The following is a 26,373-nucleotide window of genomic DNA, read 5'->3' as shown; positions in this document are numbered from 1 at the left end:
GGCGAGAATTGGCGGCGGATCACCTTTGGGAAGACAAAGGCGGCCCTGGGCCTCTATTCGTTACGCATGAAACTTCTGTCCGCGGCGCTCGCAGGCGCCCTGCTCACCGCCCCGGCCGCCCTGGCGCAAGCGCCCGCGGCCGACCCGTTCACCTGGCTCGAGGACATCGACAGCCCCCGCGCCATGGCCTGGGTCGAGGCCCAGAACGCCCGCACCGCCCAGCGGCTGGAGGCCGACGCCCGCTACCAGGCGTTCCTGGCCGAGGGACGGGCGATCTTCACCGCCACCGACCGGATCGCCAAGCCGGCCTTCCGGGCCGGCGGGGTCGACAATTTCTGGCAGGACGCCACCCACACGCACGGCGTCTGGCGCGAGACGAGTCTCGCCTCCTACCAGACGCAGGCGCCGGCCTGGGACGTGGTGCTGGACATCGACAAGCTGTCGAAGGACGAGGGCCGCAACTGGTTCTGGAAGGGCGCGACCTGCCTGACGCCGGACGAGACCCTTTGCCTGGTGCGTCTGTCGAACGGCGGCGGCGACGCGGTCGAGCTGCGCGAGTTCGACGTGAAGGCCAGGAGCTTCGTCGCCGGCGGCTTCCGCGCGCCGGAGGGCAAGCAGAGCGCCGACTGGCTGGACCGCGACCATCTGGTCGCCGCCCGCGAATGGACCAAGGGCGAGGTGACGCAGTCCGGCTACGCCTACGTCGTCAAGATCGTCGACCGCAGCGGCGGCGCGACCGAGATATTCCGTGGCCAGCCGACCGACGTCTCGGCCCAGGGCATCGTGCTGCGCGGCGAGGGCGGCAAGGCCGCCGGCGTCCTGATCCAGCGCGGCGTGACCTTCTTCGAGTCGGAATATTCGCTCTATTCGGACGGCAAGCTGACCCCGGTCGCCCTGCCGAAGAAGGCCCAGTTCGAGGCCTATGTGGACGGCCAGGCGGTGTTCAGCCTGCAGGAGGCCTGGAACGGCTTCAAGACGGGAGCCCTGGTCTCGTACGACGTCGCCGAGTTGAAGCGCGACCCCGCCAAGGCGACGGCGCTCAAGGTGTTCGAGCCCGGCCCGCGCCAGGCGATCCAGTCGGTCTCCGACACCAAGGGCAAGCTGGTGGTAGAGCTGCTGGAGGACGTGAAGGGCGCGATCGACGTCTATGACTACAAGGGCGTCAGCGCCGGAATGGGCCCGGCCGCCAAGACGGTGAAGGCCAACCTCTCGGCCGGTTTGTGGACGTCGCGGCGGCTAAACCTGCCGAAGGACGCCACGCTAAGCATCGGTTCCACCTCGGGCACGGACGACCAGTTGTTCGTCTACGCCGAGGGCTTCCTCACTCCCAACGCTCTGTGGCTGGCCGACGCCGCCAGCGGCCAGGCCAAGCAGGTCAAGGCCCTGCCCGCCCGCTTCGATGCGAGCAAAGATAAGGTCGAGCAGCACTGGGCGACCTCGTCCGACGGGACGAAGATTCCCTATTTCGTGGTCATGCCGAAGGCCGCCAAGCTGGACGGCTCCACCCCGACCATCATGTACGGCTATGGCGGCTTCCAGGTCGCAAAGCCGCCGATCTACATCCCCGAGATGGGCAAGATCTGGCTGGAGCGCGGCGGCGCCTATGTCATCGCCAACATCCGCGGCGGCGGTGAGTTCGGCCCGGCCTGGCACCAGTCGGTGCTGCGCGAGAAGCGCCAGCTGGCCTTCGACGACTTCGCCGCGGTCGCCCGCGACCTGGCGGCGCGCAAGATCACCTCGCCCCGCCGCTTGGGCATCTACGGCCGCTCGAACGGCGGGGTGCTTACCACGGTCTCGATGACCCAGCATCCGGAGCTGTGGAACGCGGTCGTGGTGGAAAGCCCGTTGGTCGACATGCTGCGCTATCACAAGCTGTCCGCGGGGGCCTCGTGGGTCGGTGAATACGGCAATCCGGACGTACCGGAAGACCACGCCTTCATCGCCAAGTACGACGGCTACCTGAACCTGAAAGCGGGGCAGAAGTACCCCGAGCCCTACATCACCACCAATACGCGCGACGACCGGGTGCATCCGGGCCACGCCCGCAAGTTCGCCGCCAAGCTGGAGGCGCTGGGCTATCCCTACCTTTATTTCGAGAACACCTTCGGCGGCCACTCCAACGACGCCGACCCCGAGATGAACGCCCGCCGCTGGGCGTTCCACTACGTCTATCTGGCCGAAAAGCTGATGGACTGATGCTGGAGATCGGGCCGCTTCGGAGGGACGATCCCGCCCGCTTCGAAGCGGCCTTCGCCGCGATCGGCTGGAGCAAGCCGGCCGCACAGTTCGAGCAGTACCTGGCCGAGCAGGCGGCCGGGTCGCGGGCGGTGCTGGTCGCCCGGCTGGACGGCGAGTTCGCGGGCTATGTCACGGTCGACTGGGTCTCGCCCTATCCCGCCTTCGCCGAGGCGGGGATTCCCGAGGTGCGGGACTTCAACGTCCTGCCGCACGTGCGCCGGCGCGGGATCGGGACGCGGCTGATGGATGCCGCCGAAGCCCTGATCGCCGAGCGCTCGCCCCTCGCCGGCATCGGCGTCGGCCTCTATCCCGACTACGGCGCGGCCCAGCGGCTCTATGTGCTGCGCGGCTACGTGCCGGACGGGCGCGGGATTGCCTGGAACAACGCCCACGTCGCCGCCGGCCAGAGCGTGCCGGTGGACGACGACCTGGCGCTGTACTTCGTCAAGGCGCTGTAGCGCCTAGAACGCGTAGCGCCCGACGAGCTGGAACACCGGGCCGGCCTTTTCCGATTCCAGTTCGTACTCGTCGAAGTCGCGGGTCTTCTGGTCGGCCAGGGTGGTGAACTTGTTGAAGGTCTCTTCCTTCTTGGCGTCGAGCAGGTTCGAGCCGGTCAGGCGCAGGACGAAGCTCTTGCCGAAGCGTTTCTCGACGAAGACCTCGAGGTCGGCGCCGTAGCTGGTGGTGACCTCCTCGCCGACCATTCGGCCGAAGGCGTCGCCCTGCTTGCGGTAGGTGGCGCCGAACGCCGCGCCCCAGTCGGGCAGGTCCTGGATGAAGCCGACGTTGAGGACGTATTTCGACTGGTCGTTGAAGCGGCGCGAACCGAAGTCGTCGTCGATGTCGCTGTCGAGCCAGGAGTAGTTGAGGAAGACGCCGGTGTGCTCCCAGCCGAACAGGGTCAGCGGGGTCGATACGTCGAACTCGACGCCCCAGACCGACCCTTCGCCGGCGTTGCGGGCGGTGAGCACGAAGGTTCCCGCGCCCTCGCTGCCGACCGCGCCGGTGTTGGCGACTTCGATCAGGTCGCTGACCTTGCGGTAGAAGACGTTGACGCCCGCGACGCCGCGGCGGCCAAGCCGGCGCTCATATCCGACGTCGAGGCCCCAGGCGGTTTCCGGCTTCAGGTCCGGATTGCCGACGAAATCGTTGTCGCCGTACTCGGCCAGCAGCAGGGCCGGGGAGAGCTGGCCGAAGCCCGGACGGCGCACGGTGCGCGCCACCGAGGCGTTGATCCGGTCGTCCTGCGTCAGGCTGTAGCGCAGGTGGGCCGAGGGCAGCAGGAACTGATAGTCCTTCTCAACCGAACGGTTGGCGGCCGGGGCCGTGGCGTCGACGATCTTGCTCTTGGTGGTCTCGTAGCGCAGGCCCGCTTCCCACTTCAGCGCACCCTCGCCGCCCGACAGCATCAGGTAGGGGTCGATGCGGGTCTCGTCGATCTTGTTGACCCCGCCCGGCACGGGCAGGAAAGGACCATAAACGCCCGGCAGGGTCGGGCGCGGGGCCGGCGGGTTGGGAATGGTCACCCGGTTGCGATCGGTGACGATGTTGGTGTCGCGGGTCTTGTCGATCACCTGCAGGCCGAACTCCAGGTCGGCGAAGCCCAGCTCGCGCTCGTGCGAGACGGAAAAGGAGATTTCCTTGTCCTTCAGGCGGCGGAACTCCAGGTCGCCGGTGAAGCGGTCGTCGTCAGGGTACGGATTGGCGTCGCGGAGGTACTCGTACTCCTCCTCGATCTCGTCCTGCTTGTCGTCGAACACCGAGTAGCCGAGCTGGTAGCGTCCGAGGAGCTGGTGTAATTTCAGTGCCGTCCACGGTGTGATCCTGGGTGGCCATCGAGGTGTATGGTCGAGGTGGAGTTTGCCGACTTCAACCCCGGACCACATGGAGACCCCGATGACCAAGACGAACATGGACCTGTCCGACCTTCTGGCCAAGCACGATCAGGGAGACTTTCTGCGCAGCATTGCCGAGGCCGTCCTGCAGCTGATCATGGAGGCGGATGTCGAAGGCCTGATCGGCGCTGGCAAGCACGAGCGCAGCGGCGAACGCACGACGTGGCGTAACGGGTATCGAGAGCGCGCTCTCGATACCCGTCTGGGCACGCTGAACCTGCGGGTTCCCAAGCTGCGTCAAGGCAGTTACTTCCCGGGCTTTCTCGAAGCGCGCAAGACCTCGGAGCAGGCGCTGGTGGCCGTCATCCAGGAGGCGTGGATCAGTGGCGTATCGACCCGCCGCGTCGATGAGCTGGTGCAGGCCATGGGGCTGAGCGGCATTTCGAAGAGCACGGTGTCGAAGCTGTGCAAGGACATCGACGAACGTGTCGGCGAGTTCCTGAACCGCCCGCTCACCGGCGAATGGCCCTATCTCTGGCTTGACGCCACCTATCTGAAGGTGCGCCAGGGCGGAAGGATCGTACCAGTCGCGGCAATAATCGCCGTGGCCGCCAACACCGAGGGACGCCGTGAGATCATCGGCCTCGGTATCGGCCCGTCCGAGGCCGAGACATTCTGGACCGAGTTCCTTCGATCCCTGCGTGTTCGCGGCTTGGGAGGCGTCAGACTGGTCATCAGCGACGCGCATACAGGGCTCAAAGCCGCCATCGCCCGGGTCTTCGAAGCAACCTGGCAACGCTGTCGCGTCCACTGGATGCGCAACGCCCTGGCCCATGTCTCGCGTGGCCAGCATACCGTCGTCGCCGCTGCCATCCGGCAGGCCTTCGATCAACCCGACCGCACCCATGCCGGCGAAACCTGGCGAAAGGTCGCAGAGCAACTGCGCCCGCGCTGGCCAAAACTGGCTGATCTCATGGATGCCAGCGAGCACGACGTGCTGGCCTACATGTCATTCCCGCGCCAGCATCGCACCAAGCTGCACAGCACGAACCCAATTGAACGCCTGAACAAGGAGGTCAAGCGACGCGCCGATGTCGTCGGGATCTTCCCCAATGAGGCATCCATCACGCGTTTGATCGGCGCCGTACTGTTCGAGCAAAATGACGAATGGCAGACATCAAGCCGCTACATGATGGTCGAGGCATTCGCACAGATCGACAAGGAGGAGATCGATCCCATCCTCAGCATAACCACAAAAGCCGCCTGATCATGCCCTCAGGCCATCCAGAAAATTACACCAGCTTGACGGACGTGACCGCCGAGCTTGAACTTGGTCTTGCCGCCCAGCATCTCGCGCGTGAACTTCGCGCCCAGCGACCAGTTGTCGGTGGTGATGTCGACGTTGTTGTCGTTGAAGGTCAGCAAGTCGGAGAGCTGGACGCGGCCGGCGCGGTATTCGCGCGAATCCTCGTCCTCGCGGCGGTCGGTGCGCACGAAGAGGCCGGTCAGCTCCAGATCGCCGCCGCCCACCTCGACCTCGTAGGCGGCGTTGAACGAATAGTCGGTGCCGTTGCGGGTGTCGGTCTGCAGCTCGATGTCGTTCAGGGCCGCGCCCGGCTCGTCGTAGCGCCAGCTGGTCTTGAGCTTGGGGTTGCGGCGGCCTTGCAGGCTGGCGCCGACCAGCAGGCGGCCGGGGCCGACCTGGCCCGACCAGACGCCGCCCAGCGTCTCGCGCACGCGGCCGTCGTCCAGGCGGATGGCGCCGGCGCGCAGATAGCCGCCGTCCAGAGTCTGGGCGTCGCGCAGCACGATGTTGAGGGCGCCGGCCACGGCGTCGCCGCTGCGGTTGGCGCTGGCCGAGCGCACGACCTCGATCCGCTCGATCAGTTCGGCGGGGATGCGGTCGACGAAGAACGAGCGGTCGAGGCCCGCCCCGGGCACGCGCTCGCCGTTGATCAGGATCTGGGTGTAGCCGGGGTCGAGGCCGCGCAACCGTGCGCCGTCGCTTTCCAGCACGTCGGACAGGAAGGCGACGCTGGGCACGCGCTTCATGGCGTCGCCCGCCGTCAGCGGTTCGAAGCGCTGGAAGTACTCCAGGCCGTAGGACAGCGTCGGGGCGACCGTCTCGGTTCTGTCGCGAAAGGCGATCTCGCCCGTCACGATCAACTCGGCCACGGGCGTGGCGTCGTCGGCGAAGGCGGGCGTGGCCAGCGCCAGCGGCGCAATGGCGGCGCAGGCAAGCAGAGAAAGTCGCGTCATGGGGTCCCCCGACAGCAGGGACGGTTGACCGCACCCCGCACAGCATGATTTGCAGCGCAGGGCATATAACTTGCGCGCGGAGCGGGGCCAGTGACGGTTTATCGGCAAATTTTTATCGGTTTTGCGACAACTGCGGCAATCTCCTTGCTTGGAGCCTGCGCGAGCGTCGACCCGGAGAGCGTGTCCGATTCCGCCGGCATGACCCTGGGAACCGGCGCGCCTGTGAAACCGGCCGGCGAGACCGCGGCGGTCGGCACCCGCGTGCGCGACGCGGCGGACGACCCGGAGATCTGGGCCGATCCACGCGATCCGTCCCGCGGGGTGATCTTCGGCACCGACAAGCAGGCCGGGCTCTATGTCTACGACCTGGCCGGCAAGGATCTGCAGTTCCTGGCCGACGGTCCGCTGAACAACGTCGACCTGAGGGACGGCTTCATGGTCGGCGGCAAGGCGCAGGTGCTGGTCGGCGCGAGCGACCGCGGCCGGGGGGCCATGGCCTTCTACCTGCTCGATCCCGATACGCTGAAGGTCACGCTGTGGGGCCGCGTTCCCGTGAAGGTCAGCGAACCCTATGGCTTCTGCATGGGCCGGCTGAAGGACCAGATGGTGGCGGTGATGGTCGGCAAGGACGGCGACATCCACCAGTTCGCGATCAGCGACCAGGATGGCAAGCCGGCCGCAACCCTGATGCGGGACTTCCCTATCGGCTCGCAGTCGGAAGGCTGTGTCGTCGACGACGTCGCTGGCCTGCTCTACATCGCCGAGGAGGCCCACGGGATATGGCGCTTCCCGCTCGACCCGATCGGCGCGGCCCGCCACCTGATGGCGCCCGCGCCGTCCGACATCCTCAAGCCGGACGTCGAGGGCCTGACCCTGCTGCGCGAGGGCAGCAAGACCTACCTGCTGGCTTCCAGCCAGGGCGACAGCGCTTTCGCCGTCTGGCGGGTGGACGCCCCGGAGCCGGCCTATGTCGGCCGTTTCTCGGTCATTCCCGGCAACGGGGTGGACGCGGTGACCGGCACCGACGGCCTGGCCGCCCTGGGCGGGCGCGTCGGCGCCTTCCCTGAGGGCCTGGTGGTGGTGCAGGACGATTCCGACACGGACGGCGAGACCTCAAGCGGACCGCGCGCGCGCCAGAACTTCAAACTGATCGACTGGCGCGAAGTGAAAGCGGCTTTGAAGTCGGACTGACGCTCCCCCGCTGGGGAGGTGGATCGCCGCAAAGCGGCGAGACGGAGGGGGACTGCTCTCGCGGGAGTCCAAGTCCCCCTCAGCCAGCTTCGCTGACAGCTCCCCAGAGAGGGAGCATCTCTCGACGTCCAGCGCGGCTAGGCGCCGCGGCGCCAGTCGACGGCCAGGTCCGGCTCGCGGAAGGCGAAGCGCTTGAGGTGGCTGTCGGCGATCTGCTCGACGCGGGCCAGGCCCTCGGCGTCGGGCGCGCTGGCCACCAGCATCAGGGTCTCGGGCGCAACGCGCAGCGCGACCTCGCCCATGGCGAAGGTGATCTTGCCCTCGTGGTCGTTCCACTCGGTGGGGATCTTGTGGCCGAAGTGCTTGCAGAGCTGGACCATGTAGCGATGGCCGTGCTCGGTCAGGACCGTGGCGCTCGACTTCATCAGCGTGTCCATGCTCAAGCCTTTTCGATCTTGGCGACGGCTTCGTCGATCGCCGCGACGATGGCGTCGAGCTTGGCCTCGTCGGCCTTTTCGCCCTGCAGGCTCATGCGCAGCGCCATGGCCAGGTTCTGCATGGCGCGAGCCACACGGGGCGACGACCGCGGCGAGGATTCGCCCGCCTCGTCCAACCTGGCGAAAACCGCGTCCACGCCGGTCTTGTTCCGCTCCAGCGCATCGAGGCCGGCCTCGGTGATCTCGAAGGCCTTGCGTCCGCCTTCCTCGCCGGCCGGACGGGCGAAGCCTTCGTCCTCCAGCATGGAGAGGGTCGGATAGATCGCGCCCGGGCTGGGGCGATAGGCGCCGCCGGTGCGTTCCTCGAGCGCGCGGATCAGCTCGTAGCCGTGGCTGGGCTTTTCCTTCAGCAAGGCAAGGATAACGAAGCGCAGGTCGCCGTGCTCCAGCAGGCGGCCGATGCGGGGTCCGCCGCGTCCGCGGCCGCCGCCATGGCGGCCCCAGTGTTCGCCGCCGTGACCGCCGAACGGCCCCCGACTGCGATGTTCGTGACGTTTCCAGAAGTGTCGATGCATTTTCGATCCTATTTCGATATGTCGATAATGTAGATATATCGCGAGCGGATCGGCAGTCAAGATATATCTTAGACTGTCGCTAGGCGCCCTGGAGCGTCTCGGCCAGCAGCCGCCCTTCCGAGGCGCGGCTGGATCCTGAGCGCCAGGCGACCACGATTTCGCGGCTCGGATGATCGGCGCGCAGGGGCAGCACCGCGACGTCAGCGGTCTCCGTCAGGCCGGCGGCCACCGCCATGGCGGGCAGGAACGTGACGCCCAGGCCCGAGCCGACCATCTGGACCAGGGTCGGCAGGGAGGTCGCCGCGAAGGTCTCGTCGTCGCCCGACTTCGGCGGCTTGAGGCCGCAGGCCGCCAGGGCATGGTCGCGCAGGCAATGCCCGTCCTCCAGCAGGATAAGGTCGTCGCGCTCCAGGGCGGAGGGCGGGGCGTCGCGCTCGCCGGCCAACGGATGGTTGCCGGGCAGGGCGGCGAGCAGTTCGTCGTTGGAGACATGCGCGTGGGCCAGGCCGCTCATGTCGTAGGGCAAGGCGATCAGGGCCGCATCCAGCTGGCCGGCCTTCAGAAGCGCGATCAGCCGGTGGGTCAGGTCCTCGCGCAGGAAGAGCCGCAACTTGGGAAACCGGCTGCGCAGCAGCGGCAGGGCCTTGGGCAGCAGGAACGGCGCAACCGTCGGGATGACCCCCAGACGGAATCGCCCGGTCAAGGGCTGGCCAGCGTTGCGGGCCGACTGCACCAGTTCCTCGGCGTCGTTCAGGATGGTCACGGCCTTGGCCAGAGCCGCATCGCCGATCGGGGTGAGGATGACGCCGGATCGCGCGCGGTCCACCACCGGACCGCCAAGGATCTTCTCCAGTTCCTGGACGCCGGCCGACAGCGTCGGCTGGGTGACGTGAGCCGCCTCGGCGGCCTTTCCGAAGGATCCGTGTTCGGCAAGTAGTTTGAGATAGTGCAGCTGGCGAAGGGTAGGGAGGCTCATGCCGCCAATATAGGAATTATCTATCCAAAATCCAGAAAGTATCGATTGGCCTTTTGTGCGCCGCAGCACTATCTCCACGCCACGGCTTCGGCCGAACCTTTCAATCAGTTGGAGAACGTAATGCTCGGCGTTGGTGAAAAGCTTCCGGAATTCAAGGTCGTCGGCGTGAAGCCGAAGTTCAACCGTCACGAAGAGAACGGCGAGAGCGCCTTCGAAACCGTCACCAACGAGTCGTTCCCGGGCAAGTGGAAGGTCATCTTCTTCTACCCGAAGGACTTCACCTTCGTGTGCCCGACCGAGATCGCCGAGTTCGCTCGCCTGAACCCGCAGTTCGAAGAGCGCGACGCGGTCGTCCTCGGCGGCTCGACCGACAACGAGCACTCCAAGCTCGGCTGGCGCCGTGAGCATCCGGACCTGAACAGCCTGGCCATCTGGAACTTCGCCGACAACAGCGGCAAGTTCGCCCGCGCTCTGGGCGTGCTGAACGAGGAAGAAGGCGTGGCCCTGCGTGCGACCTTCGTGGTGGACCCGCACAACGTGATCCAGCACGTCTATGTGACCAACCTGAACGTGGGCCGCGCTCCGGCCGACACCCTGCGCGTCCTCGATGCGCTGCAAACCGACGAGCTCTGCCCGTGCAACCGCGCGGTCGGCGGCGAAACCCTGGCGGCGTAGTCCCCCTCCAGCCCCCGAAGCGGCGGCCTCTGCGAGCTTGAGGCCGCCCGCTACGCCGCCAAGCCCGGGAGCGCGCGATCTCCCCGCGCCTCCCGGGTCCCTTTTCCCTTGTTCATGTGTGCGCCTCGCCCAGACTGCGAGCGATTTCACACGCCTCGATTTCCGGAGATTGCCATGTCGCTCGACGCCCTGCGCGAGTCCCTGCCCGCCTACGCCAAGGACCTCAGCCTCAACCTGTCGAGCCTGGCCAACGAGACCGTGCTCAGCGACCAGCAGAAGTGGGGGACCTTCGTCGCCTCCGCCTATGCGGTCGGCACGCCGGCCGTGATTAAGGCCATCGACGCTGCGGCCGCCGCCGCGGGCCTTTCGGCCGAAGCCGCCACCGCCGCCAAGGCCGCCGCCGCGATCATGGGCATGAACAACGTCTACTACCGCTCGCTGCACCTGCTCTCGAACGCTGAATACCGGACCCTGCCGGCCAAGCTGCGGATGAACATCCTGGCCAATCCAGGCGTCGACAAGGTCGACTTCGAGCTGTGGTCCACCGCCGTCTCGGCGGTCAACGGCTGCGGCATGTGCCTGGACGCCCACGAAAGCGAACTGAAGAAGCACGGCGTGCCGAACACCTCGATCCAGGCGGCCCTGCGCATCGGCGCCGTCGTCAACGCGGTCAGCCGCGTGGTGGCCGCCGAAGCCGCCGCCGCGTCCTGAGCCTGCCTTTCCTCCTCCGTCACGACGGGGGAGGAAGGCCCTCCAGCGCCTTGGCCAGCCGCGCGACGCCGGCGTCCATCGTCCGCGCCGGGAAGCCGGAGAACCCCAGCATCAGGCCCTGGGCCGGCGGCGCCTGGTGATAGAGCCGACTGATCGCCCGCACAGACACCCCGCCCGCCTGGGCCATGGCCTCGACCGCAAGGTCCGAGCGGCCATCCTTCAGATAGGCGATCAGGGTCATGCCCTGGTCTGGCCGGTCTACCTCAAGCAGATGGCCGAGCCGCGCCTCCAGGGCGTCCGCCAGGGCGTCGCGCTGGGCCTTGTAGGCGATGCGGCGGCGGCGGATGTGGGCGGCGAACTGCCCGTCGCGCATGAAGTCGAGCACGATCGCCTGGGTCAGGGTCGGCGGCTGGCGGTCCATCAGCTGGCGCGCATTGGCGAAGGCGAGGGATAGCGCCTTGGGCACGACCGCATAACCCATGCGCAGGCCGGGAAAGAGCGCCTTGTTCAGGGTGCCGACATAGATGACCCGCTCGCCGCCATCGAGGCCCTGGAGCGACTCCAACGGCGGGCCCGAATAGCGGAACTCCGAGGCGTAGTCGTCCTCGACGATCCAGGCGCGCGCCGCGCGGGCCCAGGCCAGCAGCTCCATCCGCCGCCCCATCGAGAGCGTGACCCCCAGCGGGTACTGGTGCGAGGGCGTGACGAACGCGACCTTGGCGTCCGGGGCGGCCTCGACGCCTGCTGCGACCACCAGGCCCGAGCGGTCGACAGGGGCGTGGAAGACGTCGGCCTGGGATGCGAGCAGGGCGTGGCGGGTCGCCGGATAGCCCGGATCCTCCATCCAGACCCGGTCGCCTGGCTTCAGCAGCACCCGCGCCGCGATGTCGACCGCGTGCTGGGCGCCGGCGGTGACGATGACCTGATCGGGCTCGCACACCACGCCGCGCGCGGCGCGCAGATAGTCGGCGATAGCCGCGCGCAGGCCACGTTCGCCGCGCGGATCGGAATAGCCGAAATGGACGGCGTCGAGCGTACGCAGCGCGCGGCGCGCCGAACGCCCCCAGGCGTCCTGGGCGCGGGCGTCCAGAAGAGTGCGGCCGGTGGCGAACAGGCGCGGGTCCGACTGGGGAGGCGGGAATTGCAGCTCATCGAGATCGCGGGCGCGCTCGGGCAGCGGCGGCGGATCGGAGCGGGAAGGCGCAGGCGCGGGCCGCAGCTCGGCCACGCCTGAAAGATCGCCCGAGACATAGGTGCCCGAGCCCGGGCGCCCGATCGCATAACCCTCGGCCAGCAGCAGGTCGTAGGCGGCGACGACCGAGGCGCGGGCGACCCCGAGCCGTCCGGCGAAATCGCGGCTGGATGGCAGGCGCTGGCCCGGCTTCAGCGCCGCCTCGACGATGGCCGCGCGGACCTGCTCGTAGATCTGGCGGATCACCGGCTCGCCCGGCGCGGGGCTGCGCCACGGATAGATGTCGGCCCAGCTCATCCGGCCATCCTCGCAAAATGGACTGGCAGATTGGCACATATTGGACTGCAAAGACAGACCGCTAGGCGGTTACGCCTTTCGCCTGAAAGGACCCCGCATGACCGACGCCTTCGCCCCGACCCCACGCTCGCGCGTGCGCCGCAAGCCCGATCGGGCCGCCTATGACGAGCAGCAGGTGTTCGCGATCCTGGACGCCGCGGTCCTGGCCCACGTCGGCTACGTGATCGACGGCCAGCCGTTCGTCACCCCGACCACTTTCTGGCGGGAAGGTCGCAAGCTCTACTGGCACGGCTCGGCCGCCAGCCGGATGGTGCGGGCGCAGGCCAGCGGCCTGCCGGTCTGCGTCACCGTCAGTCATGTGGACGGCTTGGTGCTGGCGCGTTCGGGCATCGCCCATTCGATGAATTACCGCTCGGTGATGGCTTTCGGGCGGGCGCGGCTGATCGAGGGGCTGGAGGCGCAGCGGGCGGCGATGAACGCCTTCATAGATCGGCTCTATCCAAGCCGCTCGGCGACGCTGCGGCCGGGCAGCGATAGCGAGATCCGCCAGATGTCGGTCGTCGAGATGATCATTGAGGAGGCCAGCGCCAAGCAGCGCGCCGCCGGCGTCAACCGCATGGCCGAGGACGAGGGCTGGGATGCCTGGAGCGGGGTGATCCCTATCGAGACGCGGATCGGCGCTCCGATGGCCGACGCCGTGCAGAGCGCCGGCGCGGCGGCGGATCTCGGGCCCTATGTCGAAGGCGCGCGGCTGGACGAAGCGCTGACCCGCGCGGCGCGGGAGTGAATCCTCTCCCTCCCTTCATGGGAGGGTGGATCGGCGCGCAGCAGCGAGACGGGTGGGGATTGCTGAATTGGCAAAACCCCACCCTGACCGCTTCGCGGTCTGTCCCCCATCAAGGGGAGGGAGAAATGAAGACGGATCACCCCGGCTTGCCGGCTTCCACGTATGCCTTCAGGCGCTTCAGCTGCGTGCCGATGACCTGGTCCACGGGATCGGCGAAGGTCTTGGCCGAGGCCGGGCGCAGGCCTCCCACATTGTAGGTCTGGACGACCTCGACGCCGCTCCCCTTGGGCTTGATCACGAAGGTCAGGGCGCCGGCTGCGCCCTCGTCCTGCAGCGGACCGAGCACCGCCTCGAGGCGCAGAGTCCCCTGATCGGGCCAGGCCAGCGCCACCACCCCGTGCCGCACCCCGCCGCCTCCCGGCAGGGCCTCGCAAAAGCAGGCGCCGGGCTCCAGCCGGATCGACATGTTGGCGGCCTTGCCGGAATAGGTGTGCGCGTCGTCCCACCAGCGGCCAATCTCGCCCAGCGCCGCGTAGACGCGCTGCGGGGTCGCTGCGATCTCGACGACGTTGCGGGTGCGGAAGCCGGCGTCCGTGCGCTCGGCCACCTCGGCGTGCGCGGCGCCCGCCGCGAGCGACAGCGCCGCGGCGATCCATAGGTTTTTCATGGCCTTGGCCCTCCCTAAGCCTTTTCGAAGCTTAGCGGGCCTCCCCAGAAGGTCTCAACCAGCATGTTCTGCGCGCCCGGCTCGCCGGTGGTCAGGAAGCGGCGCAAACCACCCTCCCCGGCGCGATATTCCGGGTGCTTGGCGAGATAGGCCTCCAGCGCGTCGGCGGTGGCGTCGGGCTGATGGATCAGCGGCGTGCCGGGCTTCAAGGCGGTGCGGAAAATGTCGGCGATGATCTCGTAGTGGGTGCAGCCGAGGATCGCCCGATCCGGGGCGCGGCCGACGCGGGTGGTCACTGCCGCGACATGCCCCTCGACCGTCTTGGCCAGGTCCACCGCTCCTGCGCCGTTCTCGATCATGCGGGCGAGGTCGGGGCAAGGCTCGGCGAACACCGCCACGTCCTGACGGCGCTTGTCGATCTCGATCTCGTAGACCCTTGAGCGGGCGGTGGCCGGCGTGCAGAACACGGCCAGGATATCGAGCTTCTCGACCTTGTCGCCGCGCCGCTCGGCCTCGTGCTCCCACGGCATGCCGGTGGCCGCCTCGATGGTCGGGACGATGATGCCCAGCACGTTGACCGGCCGACCGATCTCTTTGCGATAACCCGGCAGCCAGGTCTGCTGCAGGCGCCGTAGCGCGATGGCCGAGGCGGTGTTGCAGGCCAGGACCACCAGGTCGCAGCCGGCCTCGAACAGCTGCTCGCACCCGGCGCGGGTCAGGTCGACGATCTCCTCGCCGGTTCGCCCCCCATAGGGGGCGTTCGCCTGATCGCCCAGATAGATGAAGTCCGCCTGCGGCATCCGCCGCACGAGAGCGCGATGGACGGCGAGCCCGCCGACGCCGGAATCGAAAACGCCAATGGCCATGCCCCGGATGTAGCCCCCGGCGCGAGCGCCGTCCATTCGCGGGAAAGTTTGGCCGAACGCGGGAATTTCAAATTGACAAAATTGTCAGACTGACATACCTGTCAGTTCAAGCGTTGCAGTATGGTGCGTACCTTCCAGCGGACGGCCAGCCGAAGGCCGTCCGCACTGCGTTTTGCATCCTGGACAACTCGGACACCTCCCTCCCCATGGCCCTCCCCGCCCCAACCCCGGACCCCGCCCGCGCGCCCGATCCCGGTCGCGCAGACGAACAACCGACCGCCACCTGGCACATCGGCGTCGACGTCGACCTCGCCACCTCCCTGGCTCTGGCTCGCGCCGCCACCCGCGCCCTGCTCGAACTCTCCCCGCTCGCCCATCGCGAGATGGTCGCCGCCCTCGAACACGAGATCGAGGTGCTGGAGCGCCAGAGCGACCCCCTGTCCCTGGCCGCCGCCAACGCGGTGCGCCAATACCTCCCCGAGGCCGCCTGACCCCCCGGCGTCCCATGCGGGTCAATCTCGAGGCCCGGGCCGCGGCGGCCGAGCAGCGCAAGGCGCAGACGCGCGAGCGCCTGCTCGAAGCCGCCGTCGCCATGATCGGCGAGAAGGGTCCCGACGCCTGCTCGATCGAGGATTTCGTCGCCGCGGCCGGGGTCTCGCGCGGCACCTTTTACAACTACTTCCCCACCGCCGAGAGCCTGCTGCATGCGGTACGGCTGAAGATCGTTGCGTCCCTGACGGCGGTCCTGGACGCCCGTCTGCCAAAGACCATGCCCGCCTGCGAACGCCTGGCCACTCGCCTGCACAGCTATCAGGTCACGGTCAGCCGCGATGCGGCCTGGGGCTGGATGATGCTGCGCCTGGACGGCTCGCGCCTGGAGCGCACACCCGCCCTGGAGGCCAGCCTGGACGAGATGTTCCGCGCCGGCGTCGCCCAGGGCCACTTCCGCAATATGGACCCCGCCGCGGCCCGCACCCTGATCTTCGGCACCAGCCGCATGCTGCAGCGGGACGTGCTGATGGGGCTGTCTGACCCGGCGCACGGGATCGAAGTGATCGCCCTGCTGCTCACCGCCTGTGGCCTGCCTCACGATCAGGCGATGGACGTCAGCCGTCGCGGCGCGGCCCTGGCCCAGGAGATCCAGGACGCGGCGGACGCTTCCTGACGTCACATTACAAGCCCGTCATGTGACGTGCGGCCGGCTTGACCCTAAGGTCCGCCGCAATTCGCAAGTCATTCTCGGAGCTTCCATGCAACGGCGCACCTTCCTGGCCGCCTCGGGCGCGCTCGCAGCCGCCTCGACCCTGCCCGTCACGTCCTTCGCTCAGGCCGCGGGGAATGCGATCACCGCGCCCTGGACCGGCCCCTATGGCGGCGTTCCCGCGTTCGACAAGGTGAAGGTCGCCGACTTCCCGGCCGCTTTCGACCTGGCCATGAAGACCGAGCGCGCCGAGATCGACACCATCGCCGATGCGCGCACCGCGCCGACCTTCGACAACACCATAGCCGCACTCGAACGCTCCGGGTCGCTGATGGATCGGGTGAGCACCTTCGGCGGCGTCTGGTCTTCGACCCTGTCGACGCCCGAGCTGCGCGAGCAGGAAAAGGTGCTGAACCCGAAGCTCGCCGCTCATGGCGACGCGACCCTGCAAAACGAGAAGCTCTTCAAGCGTATCGAGGCCGTCTACAACGACCGCGCCAAGCTGACCCCCGAGCAGCAGCGCCTGACCTGGGTCTACTGGAACCAGTTCGTCCGCGCCGGCGCCAAGCTGTCGCCCGACGCCAAGAAGCGCGTGGCGGCGATCAACCAGGAGCTGGCCGGCCTGTTCACCAGCTTCAGCCAGAACCTGCTGGCGGACGAGACCGATTACGTCCTCTACCTGCGCAGCGAGAGCGAACTGGCCGGCCTGCCCGACGACGTGCGCGCCGCCGCGGCCGCGGCCGCCGACGAGCGCGGCAAGAAGGGCGAATGGGCGATCCTCAACACCCGCTCTTCGATGGACCCGTTCCTGACCTATTCCAGCCGCCGCGACCTGCGCGAGAAGGTCTGGCGCACCTACTACAGCCGCGGCGACAACGGCGACGCCAAGGACAACAACGCCAACATCAAGAAGATCCTGAAGCTGCGCTACGAGCGCGCCCAACTCTTGGGCTTCAAGACCCACGCCCACTGGCGGCTCGAGAACGCCATGGCCAAGACCCCCGAGGCGGCCATGGAGCTGATGACCCGGGTCTGGCCGTCGGCGATCGCGCGGGTGAAGGAAGAAGTCGCCGAGATGCAGGCGGTCGCCGACAAGGAGCGCGCCAACCTGAAGATCGAGCCGTGGGACTACCGCTACTACGCCGAAAAGGTGCGGGCCGCGCGCTACGACCTCGATATGAACCAGATCAAGCCGTACATGCAGCTGGAGAAGCTGCGCGAGGGCATGTTCTGGGCCGCCGGCCAGGTCTACGGTTTCGAGTTCGCCCAGATCTCGGGCGTGCCGGTCGCCCACCCCGACATCCGCGTCTGGGAGGTCAAGAAGGCCGGCAAGCACATCGGCCTCTGGTACTTCGACCCCTACGCTCGCACCGGCAAGCGCTCGGGCGCCTGGATGAACGCCTATCGCCGCCAGGAGAAGTTCGACAAGCCGATCACGACCATCGTCTCGAACAACTCGAACTTCGTGAAGGGCGCGCCCGGTGACCCGGTGCTCATCTCGTGGGACGACGCCGAGACCATGTTCCACGAGTTCGGCCACGCCATCCACGGCCTGAACTCGGACGTGAACTACCCCTCGCTGTCGGGCACCGCGGTGCCGCGCGACTACGTCGAGTTTCCCAGCCAGATCAACGAGCACTGGCTGCCGACCAAGCAGGTGCTGTCGAAGTACGCGCTGCACCACAAGACCGGCGAGCCGATCCCCCAGGCCCTGGTCGACAAGCTGGAAAAGGCCAAGACCTTCCGCCAGGGCTTCGACGTCACCGAGTACCTGTCCTCGGCGCTGATCGACATGAAGCTGCACCTGGCGGGCGGCGCCGACATCGACCCGGACGCCTTCGAGCGCGACGAGCTGGCCAAGCTGGGCATGCCCAGCGAGCTGGTCATGCGCCACCGCACCCCGCAGTTCGGCCACGTCTTCGCATCCGACGGCTATTCGGCCGGCTACTACAGCTATCTGTGGTCGGAGACCCTTGCCCTCGACGTCGTCGACGCCTTCAAGGCTTCGCCCGGCGGCATGTACGACAAGGCCATGGCCAAGAAGCTGCACGACAACGTCATGGCGGTCGGCAACTCGATCGACCCCGCGGTCGGCTATCGCACCCTGATGGGTCGCGACGTCGACGTGAAGGCCTACCTGCGGGACAAGGGCTTCCCGACCGCCTGATCGGAAGCGCCCTCGGGCGCCTGGATCAGTCCAGGCGCCCGTAGTCACCGTCGCCGATGGGCATGCCAGGCGGAACCTGCGGCCGCAGCTTGGGCGCCGACAATTCGGCCAGCAGGCTCTTGTCGGCGAGCAGGGCGGCCAGCCGCTGGCGGTGCGCCCTGTCGGCCGGATCGGCCCCGCCCTTCAGCCGCGCCGGCAGCGCCGCGAGCCGCGCCGTGATCTCGGACGCCGCTGCGGGCGACAGCTTGGGGTCGCGCTCGGCGTTGGCGAGGTTCAGCACCAGCCGCGTCTGCACACGGCGGGCGATCTCGGCCTGGCGGCCGACGGCCGGTGCGAAAGCCGTGTCCAGCAGCCGGTCAAGCAGTTCACCCGCTCCGAGCTGGCCCGGGTCGCGGCGATGCTGGTCGACCAGCCGCGCCATCCGGTCCGGAGCCAGCAGATTGTCGAGGGTCAGGCTGGCCGCCGCCTCGGCGGCGACCAGCGGGTCGAACACCGGCCCGCCGGCCGTCCCGAAGATTTCGATCGCATACTGGCGGTCGGGATCGCCGGACTGGGCCGAGGACAGCAGGGTCGTCAGGCTCTCGGGCGTATCCAGTTCCTTTGGCGCCAGGGTCGCCAGCAGGGCGGCGAGCGCGGCGCGCTGCTGGGCGGCCGGGACCGGCGGCGAGGTCTCGCGCCCGTCGCCGATCACCGAATAGGCGAAATCCACCCCGCCCACGAGCTTGCTGGCCGCCTCGAGCTGATAGCGGTGCAGCAGGTAGATCGGCACGTACTTGCGCTTGAGATTGATCACCGGCTCACCCGGCTTCAGGGCGCCCAGGCCGAACTGGTCGATGGCGACGCGGCGCACCGCCATCATGCGGTTCAGCTCGGCGACCGGATCGGCGCCGTCGTCCCACAGGCTGCCCCAGGGTTGGCTGGTCCCGATCGGCCGGGAATCGACGTCGGTGACATAGCGCTGGCCCGCGTCCACCGACGCTTTGACCTTGCGGAGGGCGACCTCGCCATCGGCGCCATAGAGCCAGTCGACGGTGAACCTGTCCCAGACGCCGATCCCGACGCCATAGGCGTCAGACAGGTCGATGCGGCCGTCCTTCAGGAGAATGCGCGGGGCCGGATAGTCCATCACCGAGGCGCGGTCCTGGGTCGAGCCGGCGAAGTTGTGCGCAAAGCCGATGGAGTGGCCGACCTCATGCGCGGAGAGCTGGCGCAGACGCGCGAGCGCCACCTGCACCGGATCGTTCGGCCCGCCCTTGTTGTTCATGTGGGCGCCGACGAGGCCCTCGAAGATCAGCATGTCCTGACGTACGCGCAGCGCGCCCAGCAGCACCGAGCCCTTGACGATCTCCCCGGTGCGCGGGTCGGTGACCGCCTGGCCGTAGGACCAGCCGCGGGTGGCGCGGTCGACCCAGTTGATGACGTTATAGCGCACGTCCAGCGGATCGGCGCCCTCGGGCAGGACCTTCACCTGGAAGCCGCCGACGAAGCCGGCCGCGTCGAAGGCCTGGCTCCACCACGACGCACCCTCGACCAGGGCCGTGCGGATCGGCTCGGGCGCGGCGCGGTCGACATAGAAGACGATCGGCTTCTTGACCGGCGAGCGGGCGGCGGCCGGATCGGTCTTCTCCAGCCGGAAGCGGTTGGCCAGCTGGTAGACGATCTCCTCACCCAGCGGCGCGGCGTAGTCGAGGACGGTGGTCGAAAACGTACCCGTGCGGGGATCGAAGCGGCGCGGCTCGTAGCCGGGTTCAGGCAGCTTCACCAGGCTGTGGCGGACCTGCAGGGTGATCAGCTTCGGGTCGGGAGCGATGTTGCGCACCTCCGGCCCCGGGGTGTCGGAGGTGAAGGTCTGGCGCGCCTCGAACTCCAGGTTTTCAGGAAACACCTTCACCGCGGCCGGGTCGGCGGCCGAGAGGTCGGAGACCAGCTTGTAGCCGGCCTCGCCGGCTTGCTTCAGCGAGTCGGCGACGCCGATGACGTCGCGGGTAAGGAAACTGCCGATGTCGACCAGGATGCGGCCGTCCGGGGCGGTCTCCAGCACCTCGCCGGCCCAAACGGTCGACGTGGAGAAGGCGTCGCGGGCGGCGGCCTGCTCGTCGGCGGGCGCGCCTTCGGCCCGGAAGCGATGGTTTTCGAACTCGGCCATCACCTTCCTGCCGATACGGCGGAAGGCCAGCACCTGGGTGTCGCCGATCCGCGCCCGGTCAAGCCCGACCGGAGCCGAACCGAGACCGGTCTTCAAGGCCGTGACATAGAGGAAGCGCCCACTGACCCCCTGCGCGTCGGGCGCCGGCAGCGACAGCAGGATGCGGCCCTTGGCCTTGTCCACATAGACCGGCAGCAGCCCGTCCTGTCGGCTCGCGCCGGCGGTGGCCGAAACAGGCTTATCCTGTGGCGCCGCCGCCAGGGCCGGATGGGAGAGCGACAAAGCCGCCGCCAGCGCCGCCGCCGAAGCTGCGGACCAAAGACCAAATCGAACCATGGAGAACGCCCCTTTCGGCGCGCAGGCTAAGGTTGCGCGGGGGCGCAGGTCCAGGGGGCGAGGCCCGGTTTCTCGCCAGTCGCACGGAGCGCCTGGAAAACGAGCGCCGCACGTTCAAGTTACCAGCGATCACCTTGACGTAAACGGAAGCATCGACTTACGGTGTCAGCCAATGGAGGAGCCGGTGTTCCATCGGTTCACGCTCGGGATTTTCAATGTCGGGCCCGAAGCGACCTGGGATCGCGTCGAGCTCTGGGGAGGACGCCGCATGCACGCTGACCTTCGCCGGCCCAACCGCACCTTCACCATCCGGCAGTTGTGCATCGAGTTCAAATGCACGCCGCGGGCCCTGCGCTTCTACGAGGACAAGGGTCTGCTGTCGCCGGCGCGCGACGGGCTGAACCGGGTCTATTCCTACAAGGACCGCGCGCGGCTGCAGCTCATTCTGCGCGGCAAGCGGGTAGGCCTGGCTCTTGCCGAGATCCGCGAGATCCTCGACCTCTACGAGTTGGACGACGGCGGGGCGATGCAGAACGCCAAGTCGTTGGTCAAGTTCCGCGAGCGCATCGTCGCCTTGGAGGCCCAGCGCGCCGACATTGACCACGCCATCGAGGAGCTGCGCCGCGGCTGCGACGCGCTGGAGCGGCACCTCGCCCAGACTCGGCCCGACCTGCTTCCGCGCGCCGCCGACTACGACCAGGTGTTGCGTGAACGCCTGGGCGACCTGGAACACGCCAAGTAACCAGCCGTCGCCGTGAGCGGCCGACCGAGCTAACCTCTTTCTCAAGGGCCCGCGGCGTCGCCGACGGGCCTTCTCGCCGTCATTGGAGCGGACATGCCCTATCAGCCCCCCGTACGCGACCACATCTTCCTGCTGCGCGACGTGCTGGAGATCGAGAAGTACGCCAACCTGCCGGCCTTCGCCGACGCGTCGATGGACGTCGTCGAGCAGATCGTCGAGGAGGCCGGCCGCTTCACCGGCGAGGTCCTGGCGCCGCTGAACCCCATCGGCGACAAGGAAGGCTGCACCTGGAGTCCCGACCACACGGTCAAGACCCCGAGCGGCTTCAAGGAAGCCTACGCTCAGCTCGTCGAGGGCGGCTGGCCGGCGCTGGGCGCCGAGCCGGCCTATGGCGGCCAGGGCCTGCCGCACGTGGTCAACCTGTCGTTCTCAGAGATGAGCTCGTCGGCCAACATGGCCTTCTCGATGTATCCCGGCCTGACCCACGGCGCCTATTCGGCGATCCTCAACGGCGGTTCAGACGCGCAAAAGGACCTCTATCTGCCCAAGCTGGCCTCCGGCCAATGGGGCGGAACCATGAACCTCACCGAGCCGCACTGCGGCACGGACCTGGGTCTACTGCGCACCAAGGCGGTTCCTCAGGCCGACGGCAGCTACAAGATCACGGGCGGCAAGATCTGGATCTCGGGCGGCGAGCACGACATGGCCGAGAACATCGTCCATCTGGTCCTCGCCCGGATCGAGGGCGCGCCGGAGGGCACCCGCGGCATCAGCCTGTTCATCGTGCCGAAGTTCATCCCCGACGCCGAGGGCAAGCCGGGCGCGCGCAACAACGTCTATTGCGACGGCCTGGAAGAGAAGATGGGCATCCACGGCAACGCGACCTGCGTGATCCGCCACGAGGAGTCGACCGGCTGGCTCGTGGGCGAGGAGAACAAGGGCCTGTCACTGATGTTCGTGATGATGAACGAGGCGCGGATCGGGGTCGGGCTGCAAGGCGTGGCCCAGGCCGAGGCCGCCTATCAGGCTGCCGCGACCTTCGCCAAGGAGCGCCTGCAGGGCCGCTCGCTGACCGGCCCGAAAAACCCGGACGGCCCGGCCGACCCGATCATCGTCCACCCGGACGTGCGCCGGATGCTGATGGACTCCAAGGCCCTGATCGAAGGCGGCCGCGCCTTCCTGTTCTGGACCTCGCTGCAGGGCGACCTCGCCCGCGCACACCCGGACGAGGCAGTGCGCCAGAAGGGCGCCGACTACATGGCGCTGATGACCCCGGTGGTGAAGGGCTACCTGACCGACAAGGGGCTGCAGGTCTGCTCCAACGCCGTTCAGGTGCATGGCGGCTCCGGCTTCACCGAGCACTTCCCGGTCAGCCAGTACATGCGCGATGTGCGCATCGCGCTGATCTACGAGGGCACCAACGGCGTCCAGGCGCTGGACCTGGTGGGCCGCAAGCTGGCCTCCCAGGGCGGCCGCGCGGTGATGACCTTCTTCGCCGAGATCGACGCCTTCGTGGAGGCGAACGCCGGCGACAAGGCGCTGAAGCCCTTCGTCGAGGGCCTGGCCGGCGCCAAGGCCCAGCTGCAGGACGCGACCATGTGGCTGATGCAGAACGGCCTGGCCAATCCGGACAACGCCGGGGCGGCCTCGACCGACTACATGCATCTCTTCGGCCTGACGGCGCTGGCCTACATGTGGGCCCAGATCGCCAAGGCGGCGGGCGCGAAGATCGCGGCAGGCGAGACCGACCCGTTTTATGCCAGCAAGCTGGTGGTCGGTCGTTATTTCGTCGAGCGCCTGCTGCCCGACGCCGGCGCGCATCTGGCCAAGCTGAAGACCGGTTCGGAATTGATGATGGCCCTTCCGGCCGAGGCCTTCTGAAGCTGGGCCTTCGCGCCTATATCGGGGGCTCCGCGCACATCTGGAGGGAGCCCCCATGGCCGCCTACACCGCCGACGTCGCCTGGAGCCTTCGCGATGGCGAGGACTTCGCCAAGGGCCGCTACAGCCGCGGCCACGTCCTGAGCTTCGACGGCGGGCTGATCGTCCCGGCCTCGGCCTCGCCGCACGTCGTGGGGAAATGGGCGGTGGAAGAAGCGGTCGACCCCGAGGAGATGTTCGTCGCGGCCCTTTCCAACTGCCACATGCTGACCTTCCTGCATAAGGCGCGGCTGGCGGGCTTCGTGGCTACCAGCTACCGCGATCACGCCAGCGGTACGATGGAGGAAATCGCCCCCGGTCGCCTGGCGGTGACCAAGGTGATCCTCAAGCCGCAGATCGAGTGGGACGGCGCCGCGCCGGACGCGGAGCAACTCGCGGAGCTGCATCACCAGGCGCACGAGGAATGCTTCATCGCCAATTCGGTGAAAACCGAAGTGACGGTGGCCTGAGGCGCGCCGTATGGCGGGATAGTCGCGTATGGATCCGAGCCGGCTTTCCTTCTCCCCTTGCGGGAGAAGGACAAGGCTCACCGGCTAAGCATCCGCTCCAGCCGCGCCTTCAGCGCCGCGGCGTCCTTCAGGTCGCATTCCCAGATGGTCTCGACGCGCCAGCCGGCGGCGGCCAGGTCGGCCGCGGTGCGCGCGTCGCGGGCGACGTTTCGGGCGACCTTGGCGGTCCAGTACTCGCGGTTGGCCTTGGGCACGCGCGACCCGCGCGCGCAGTCGTGGCCGTGCCAGAAGCAGCCGTGCACGAAAATCGCCAGCCGACGTCCGGCCATGACAATATCGGGCGAGCCGGGCAGGTCCTTGCGGTTCAGACGGTAGCGGACGCCCAGGCCGGTCAGCGCCTTTCGCACCTTCAGCTCGGGCGAGGTGTTCCTGCCCTTCACCCGGCGCATCACCGCCGACCGCTTTTCGGGAGTGAAGACGTCAGTCATGGCCGCAGGCTCCGCGGCCCGAAGCCGAGCCGCAGGGTTCCGGTCAGCACCCGGGCGGCGATGTAGCGCCCGCCCGGCGCCTTCGACAGCGGCGTAAAAAGCGTGTCGCGCACGAACGGCCCGATCCGGCCGCCCGACTGGAAGAGCGGCGTCAGCCAGCGCGACATGAACTGATAGAGCCCGGCGTGGCGGCGGCGCGAGGCCTGGAAGCCGCGGACGGCGCGCGGAACCTCGCCGTCCATGCGCTGGGCCAGCTCCACAGCGTCGATCAGGCCCATGTTCGCGCCCTGGCCGAGTTGCGGGCTGGTCCCGTGGGCGGCGTCGCCGATCAGCACGAAGCGACCTTGCGACCAGCGGCCGATCCGCACGTCGCGATAAGTGGCCCGCGAGAACGCCTGCGGGTCGTCGAACTGCGCCACGACTGGGGCCAGCTCGGGCCACATGCCCAGCACACGGCGCCGCCAGTCGTCCAGGTCGCGGGCGAAGAACTCGTCCATCTCCGCCACCGGCAGCGACCAGAAGAAACTGACCAGATCATGCACGCCGTCCGACCCCCGGCCGATCGGCAGCACGCCCATCATGGTCGAGGCGCGGTCATAGCGCTGGCGCAGCGCCTTGCTGAACGCGCCGTCGACGTCGCGCGCATTGGCCCAGACCGCGCCCCAAGGATAGACTGGGGCCCGCGCCTTGGGCCGCAGCAGGCCGCGCAGGCGCGAGGCCGAGCCGTCGGCGACCACCACCAGCTCGAACGGCCCATGGCGTCCGCCGCCCGCATCGATCAGCAGGGGCCGCGCATCATCCTCCCAGCCGATCACCTCGACGCCGGTGCGGACCTCGACCGCGCCCAAACCCCCGTGCAGCACGTCGAACAGGGCCGCCCGATGCACGCCGACCCCGAAGGCGTCCCGCCGCCAGTCGCCGTAGCGCATGTCCATGATCCGCCGGCCCGCCAGGTCGCGGCCATCGAGAGCCTCGACCCGCGCGCCGCGCTCGATCACCTCGTCCTCCAGGCCGAGCGCCCGCAGCGCCGCCAGGCCCGAGGGCTGCAGCAGCAGGCCCGAGCCAAGCGGGCGCGGCTGGTCGAACGCCTCCAGCAGCATGACCGCGTGACCGCGGCGCGCAAGCGCGCGGGCGGCGGCCATGCCGGCCACGCCGCATCCGACCACGGCGACCTTCATGCGATGGGCTGGACTCAGAGGCCTTCGAACAGCGCCGTCGAGAGATAGCGCTCGGCGAAGCTGGGGATGATCGCGACGATCAGCTTGCCGGCGTATTCGTCGCGCGAAGCCAGGTCGAACGCCGCCGTAAGGGCCGCCCCCGACGAGATGCCGACCGGAATCCCCTCTTCCTTCGCGATGCGGCGCGCCATGGCGAAACTGTCGTCGTTGGAGACCTGAACGATCTCGTCGATCACGCCGCGATCGAGGATCGAGGGCACGAAGCCTGCGCCGATGCCCTGAATCTTGTGCGGCGCCGGCTGGCCGCCCGACAGGACCGGCGAAGCTTCCGGCTCCACCGCGACCATCTTCAGGCCGGGCTTGCGCGCCTTCAGCACCTGGCCGACGCCGGTGATGGTGCCGCCCGTACCGACGCCGGAGACGACAGCGTCGACCTTGCCGGCGGTGTCGTTCCAGATCTCCTCGGCGGTCGATACGCGGTGGATAAGCGGATTGGCCTCGTTATCGAACTGCTGGGGCATGACCGCGCCCGGTGTCGCCTCGACCAGTTCCTTGGCGCGCGCCACAGCGCCGGCCATGCCGCGCTCGGCCGGCGTCAGTTCGAGCTTGGCGCCCAGGATGATCAGCATCTTGCGGCGCTCGATCGACATGCTCTCGGGCATAACCAACGTGATCGGATAGCCTTTCGCCGCGGCGACGAAGGCGAGCGCGATACCGGTGTTGCCGCTGGTCGGCTCGACGATCGAGCCGCCCGGCTTCAACCGTCCGGTCGCTTCAAGCCACTCGATCATGGCCACGCCGATGCGGTCCTTGACCGAGGCCAGCGGGTTGAAGAATTCCAGCTTGGCGACGACCTCGCCTTTGGGCTTCAGGGCCGCCGTCAGGCGCGGCAGGCGCACGATCGGAGTGTCGCCGACCAGATCCAGGACCGAGTCGAAGATCTTGCCGCGGCCGGAGCGCTGGTAGCGGGCGGCGTCGTATTGGGCTTCGGCCATGGGGTCCTTCCGTCGTGGGTTGGCT

At 68.2% G+C, this 26,373-nt stretch carries 25 protein-coding genes; 13 read left to right on the top strand and 12 right to left on the bottom strand.

Annotation, left to right across the window (positions count from 1 at the left end):
* The first annotated feature begins 66 nt into the window (after nucleotides 1–66).
* Nucleotides 67–2,196: a prolyl oligopeptidase family protein gene (locus ACE3T2_RS10695; RefSeq protein ID WP_374657111.1), complete on the top strand. Its 2,130-nt coding sequence runs from the start codon at nucleotides 67–69 to the stop codon at nucleotides 2,194–2,196.
* Nucleotides 2,196–2,696 (top strand): N-acetyltransferase family protein, encoded by a 501-nt coding sequence (locus ACE3T2_RS10690; RefSeq protein WP_374657110.1) that lies wholly within the window; start codon nucleotides 2,196–2,198, stop codon nucleotides 2,694–2,696. Before ACE3T2_RS10695 ends, ACE3T2_RS10690 begins: the two co-directional genes overlap by 1 nt.
* A 3-nt stretch (nucleotides 2,697–2,699) precedes the next feature.
* Here ACE3T2_RS10690 and ACE3T2_RS10685 read toward each other — a convergent pair whose 3' ends face one another.
* Nucleotides 2,700–4,151 carry a TonB-dependent receptor plug domain-containing protein gene (locus ACE3T2_RS10685; RefSeq protein ID WP_374657109.1) on the bottom strand — a complete coding sequence of 484 codons (1,452 nt, stop codon included), beginning with the start codon at nucleotides 4,149–4,151 and terminating at the stop codon, nucleotides 2,700–2,702.
* Between ACE3T2_RS10685 and ACE3T2_RS10680 the strand changes: the two genes are divergently transcribed.
* Entirely contained in the window at nucleotides 4,135–5,340 is a 1,206-nt protein-coding gene (locus ACE3T2_RS10680; protein ID WP_168078113.1) for an IS256 family transposase, read from the top strand. The two genes, ACE3T2_RS10685 and ACE3T2_RS10680, sit on opposite strands and share 17 nt — an antisense overlap.
* Nucleotides 5,341–5,348: 8 nt before the next feature.
* Here the strand turns inward: ACE3T2_RS10680 and ACE3T2_RS10675 are convergent, their stop codons facing one another.
* Entirely contained in the window at nucleotides 5,349–6,332 is a 984-nt protein-coding gene (locus tag ACE3T2_RS10675; protein ID WP_374657108.1) for a TonB-dependent receptor plug domain-containing protein, read from the bottom strand.
* A 90-nt stretch (nucleotides 6,333–6,422) separates the two neighbouring features.
* On the opposite strand from ACE3T2_RS10675, the gene ACE3T2_RS10670 reads away from it, so the two are divergent.
* Complete coding sequence (locus ACE3T2_RS10670; protein ID WP_374657107.1) at nucleotides 6,423–7,523, top strand: phytase; 1,101 nt, start codon at nucleotides 6,423–6,425, stop codon at nucleotides 7,521–7,523.
* Between the two features lie 137 nt (nucleotides 7,524–7,660).
* On the opposite strand, the gene ACE3T2_RS10665 is transcribed toward ACE3T2_RS10670, so the two are convergent.
* The 3 genes from ACE3T2_RS10665 to ACE3T2_RS10655 form a co-directional block, all read right to left on the bottom strand.
* A complete protein-coding gene (locus ACE3T2_RS10665) occupies nucleotides 7,661–7,960 on the bottom strand; it encodes a DUF2218 domain-containing protein (protein WP_374657106.1) in 300 nt (99 codons plus the stop codon).
* Nucleotides 7,961–7,962: 2 nt separating this feature from the next.
* Nucleotides 7,963–8,535: a PadR family transcriptional regulator gene (locus tag ACE3T2_RS10660; RefSeq protein ID WP_374657105.1), complete on the bottom strand. Its 573-nt coding sequence runs from the start codon at nucleotides 8,533–8,535 to the stop codon at nucleotides 7,963–7,965.
* Between the two features lie 79 nt (nucleotides 8,536–8,614).
* The gene (locus ACE3T2_RS10655; RefSeq protein ID WP_374657104.1) at nucleotides 8,615–9,511 is read right to left on the bottom strand and encodes a hydrogen peroxide-inducible genes activator; all 897 of its coding nucleotides are present in this window, start codon (nucleotides 9,509–9,511) and stop codon (nucleotides 8,615–8,617) included.
* 120 nt (nucleotides 9,512–9,631) lie between these two features.
* Here ACE3T2_RS10655 and ACE3T2_RS10650 point away from each other — a divergent pair, with 120 nt between their 5' ends.
* Both ACE3T2_RS10650 and ACE3T2_RS10645 read left to right on the top strand, forming a co-directional pair.
* Nucleotides 9,632–10,186 (top strand): peroxiredoxin, encoded by a 555-nt coding sequence (locus tag ACE3T2_RS10650; RefSeq protein ID WP_374657103.1) that lies wholly within the window; start codon nucleotides 9,632–9,634, stop codon nucleotides 10,184–10,186.
* Nucleotides 10,187–10,360: 174 nt separating this feature from the next.
* Nucleotides 10,361–10,897, top strand: a complete 537-nt coding sequence (locus ACE3T2_RS10645) for a carboxymuconolactone decarboxylase family protein (RefSeq protein ID WP_374657102.1) — start codon at nucleotides 10,361–10,363, stop codon at nucleotides 10,895–10,897.
* A gap of 19 nt (nucleotides 10,898–10,916) precedes the next feature.
* Here ACE3T2_RS10645 and ACE3T2_RS10640 read toward each other — a convergent pair whose 3' ends face one another.
* A complete protein-coding gene (locus tag ACE3T2_RS10640) occupies nucleotides 10,917–12,386 on the bottom strand; it encodes a PLP-dependent aminotransferase family protein (RefSeq protein ID WP_374657101.1) in 1,470 nt (489 codons plus the stop codon).
* 97 nt (nucleotides 12,387–12,483) lie between these two features.
* On the opposite strand from ACE3T2_RS10640, the gene ACE3T2_RS10635 reads away from it, so the two are divergent.
* On the top strand, nucleotides 12,484–13,173 hold the full coding sequence (locus tag ACE3T2_RS10635) for a pyridoxamine 5'-phosphate oxidase family protein (RefSeq protein WP_374657100.1): 690 nt from the start codon (nucleotides 12,484–12,486) through the stop codon (nucleotides 13,171–13,173).
* Between the two features lie 136 nt (nucleotides 13,174–13,309).
* On the opposite strand, the gene ACE3T2_RS10630 is transcribed toward ACE3T2_RS10635, so the two are convergent.
* Both ACE3T2_RS10630 and ACE3T2_RS10625 read right to left on the bottom strand, forming a co-directional pair.
* Nucleotides 13,310–13,840: an SRPBCC family protein gene (locus tag ACE3T2_RS10630; protein WP_374657099.1), complete on the bottom strand. Its 531-nt coding sequence runs from the start codon at nucleotides 13,838–13,840 to the stop codon at nucleotides 13,310–13,312.
* 14 nt (nucleotides 13,841–13,854) lie between these two features.
* Nucleotides 13,855–14,706, bottom strand: coding sequence for a glutamate racemase (locus ACE3T2_RS10625; RefSeq protein WP_374657098.1), 852 nt, complete (start codon nucleotides 14,704–14,706; stop codon nucleotides 13,855–13,857).
* A 206-nt stretch (nucleotides 14,707–14,912) separates the two neighbouring features.
* Here ACE3T2_RS10625 and ACE3T2_RS10620 point away from each other — a divergent pair, with 206 nt between their 5' ends.
* The 3 genes from ACE3T2_RS10620 to ACE3T2_RS10610 all read left to right on the top strand — a co-directional run bounded on the left by ACE3T2_RS10620 (nucleotide 14,913) and on the right by ACE3T2_RS10610 (nucleotide 18,074).
* A complete protein-coding gene (locus ACE3T2_RS10620; RefSeq protein WP_374657097.1) occupies nucleotides 14,913–15,197 on the top strand; it encodes a hypothetical protein in 285 nt (94 codons plus the stop codon).
* A 14-nt stretch (nucleotides 15,198–15,211) separates the two neighbouring features.
* Nucleotides 15,212–15,871 carry a TetR/AcrR family transcriptional regulator gene (locus ACE3T2_RS10615; RefSeq protein WP_374657096.1) on the top strand — a complete coding sequence of 220 codons (660 nt, stop codon included), beginning with the start codon at nucleotides 15,212–15,214 and terminating at the stop codon, nucleotides 15,869–15,871.
* Between the two features lie 85 nt (nucleotides 15,872–15,956).
* Nucleotides 15,957–18,074 carry a M3 family metallopeptidase gene (locus ACE3T2_RS10610; RefSeq protein ID WP_374657095.1) on the top strand — a complete coding sequence of 706 codons (2,118 nt, stop codon included), beginning with the start codon at nucleotides 15,957–15,959 and terminating at the stop codon, nucleotides 18,072–18,074.
* 25 nt (nucleotides 18,075–18,099) lie between these two features.
* Here ACE3T2_RS10610 and ACE3T2_RS10605 read toward each other — a convergent pair whose 3' ends face one another.
* Nucleotides 18,100–20,556 carry a zinc-dependent metalloprotease gene (locus ACE3T2_RS10605; RefSeq protein WP_374657094.1) on the bottom strand — a complete coding sequence of 819 codons (2,457 nt, stop codon included), beginning with the start codon at nucleotides 20,554–20,556 and terminating at the stop codon, nucleotides 18,100–18,102.
* A 268-nt stretch (nucleotides 20,557–20,824) separates the two neighbouring features.
* Here ACE3T2_RS10605 and ACE3T2_RS10600 point away from each other — a divergent pair, with 268 nt between their 5' ends.
* The 3 genes from ACE3T2_RS10600 to ACE3T2_RS10590 all read left to right on the top strand — a co-directional run bounded on the left by ACE3T2_RS10600 (nucleotide 20,825) and on the right by ACE3T2_RS10590 (nucleotide 23,687).
* Nucleotides 20,825–21,298 (top strand): MerR family DNA-binding transcriptional regulator, encoded by a 474-nt coding sequence (locus ACE3T2_RS10600; RefSeq protein WP_374657093.1) that lies wholly within the window; start codon nucleotides 20,825–20,827, stop codon nucleotides 21,296–21,298.
* Nucleotides 21,299–21,391: 93 nt separating this feature from the next.
* Entirely contained in the window at nucleotides 21,392–23,179 is a 1,788-nt protein-coding gene (locus tag ACE3T2_RS10595) for an acyl-CoA dehydrogenase C-terminal domain-containing protein (protein WP_374657092.1), read from the top strand.
* 55 nt (nucleotides 23,180–23,234) lie between these two features.
* Nucleotides 23,235–23,687: an OsmC family protein gene (locus ACE3T2_RS10590; protein ID WP_374657091.1), complete on the top strand. Its 453-nt coding sequence runs from the start codon at nucleotides 23,235–23,237 to the stop codon at nucleotides 23,685–23,687.
* A gap of 77 nt (nucleotides 23,688–23,764) precedes the next feature.
* Here the strand turns inward: ACE3T2_RS10590 and ACE3T2_RS10585 are convergent, their stop codons facing one another.
* From ACE3T2_RS10585 to cysK, 3 genes are read right to left on the bottom strand one after another with little or no spacing between them, the layout of a single operon-like run.
* Complete coding sequence (locus tag ACE3T2_RS10585) at nucleotides 23,765–24,175, bottom strand: very short patch repair endonuclease (protein WP_374657090.1); 411 nt, start codon at nucleotides 24,173–24,175, stop codon at nucleotides 23,765–23,767.
* The gene (locus tag ACE3T2_RS10580; protein WP_374657089.1) at nucleotides 24,172–25,353 is read right to left on the bottom strand and encodes an FAD-dependent oxidoreductase; all 1,182 of its coding nucleotides are present in this window, start codon (nucleotides 25,351–25,353) and stop codon (nucleotides 24,172–24,174) included. The genes ACE3T2_RS10585 and ACE3T2_RS10580 overlap by 4 nt, the downstream gene beginning before the upstream one ends.
* Nucleotides 25,354–25,367: 14 nt before the next feature.
* On the bottom strand, nucleotides 25,368–26,348 hold the full coding sequence (cysK, locus tag ACE3T2_RS10575; RefSeq protein WP_374657088.1) for a cysteine synthase A: 981 nt from the start codon (nucleotides 26,346–26,348) through the stop codon (nucleotides 25,368–25,370).
* Nucleotides 26,349–26,373: the final 25 nt, after the last annotated feature.

The sequence above is a fragment of the Phenylobacterium sp. genome (assembly GCF_041919955.1).
Classification (GTDB): Bacteria; Pseudomonadota; Alphaproteobacteria; order Caulobacterales; family Caulobacteraceae; genus Phenylobacterium.
Note: the sequence above shows the minus strand (reverse complement) of the source record. Positions and strands in the feature narration are given on the sequence as shown.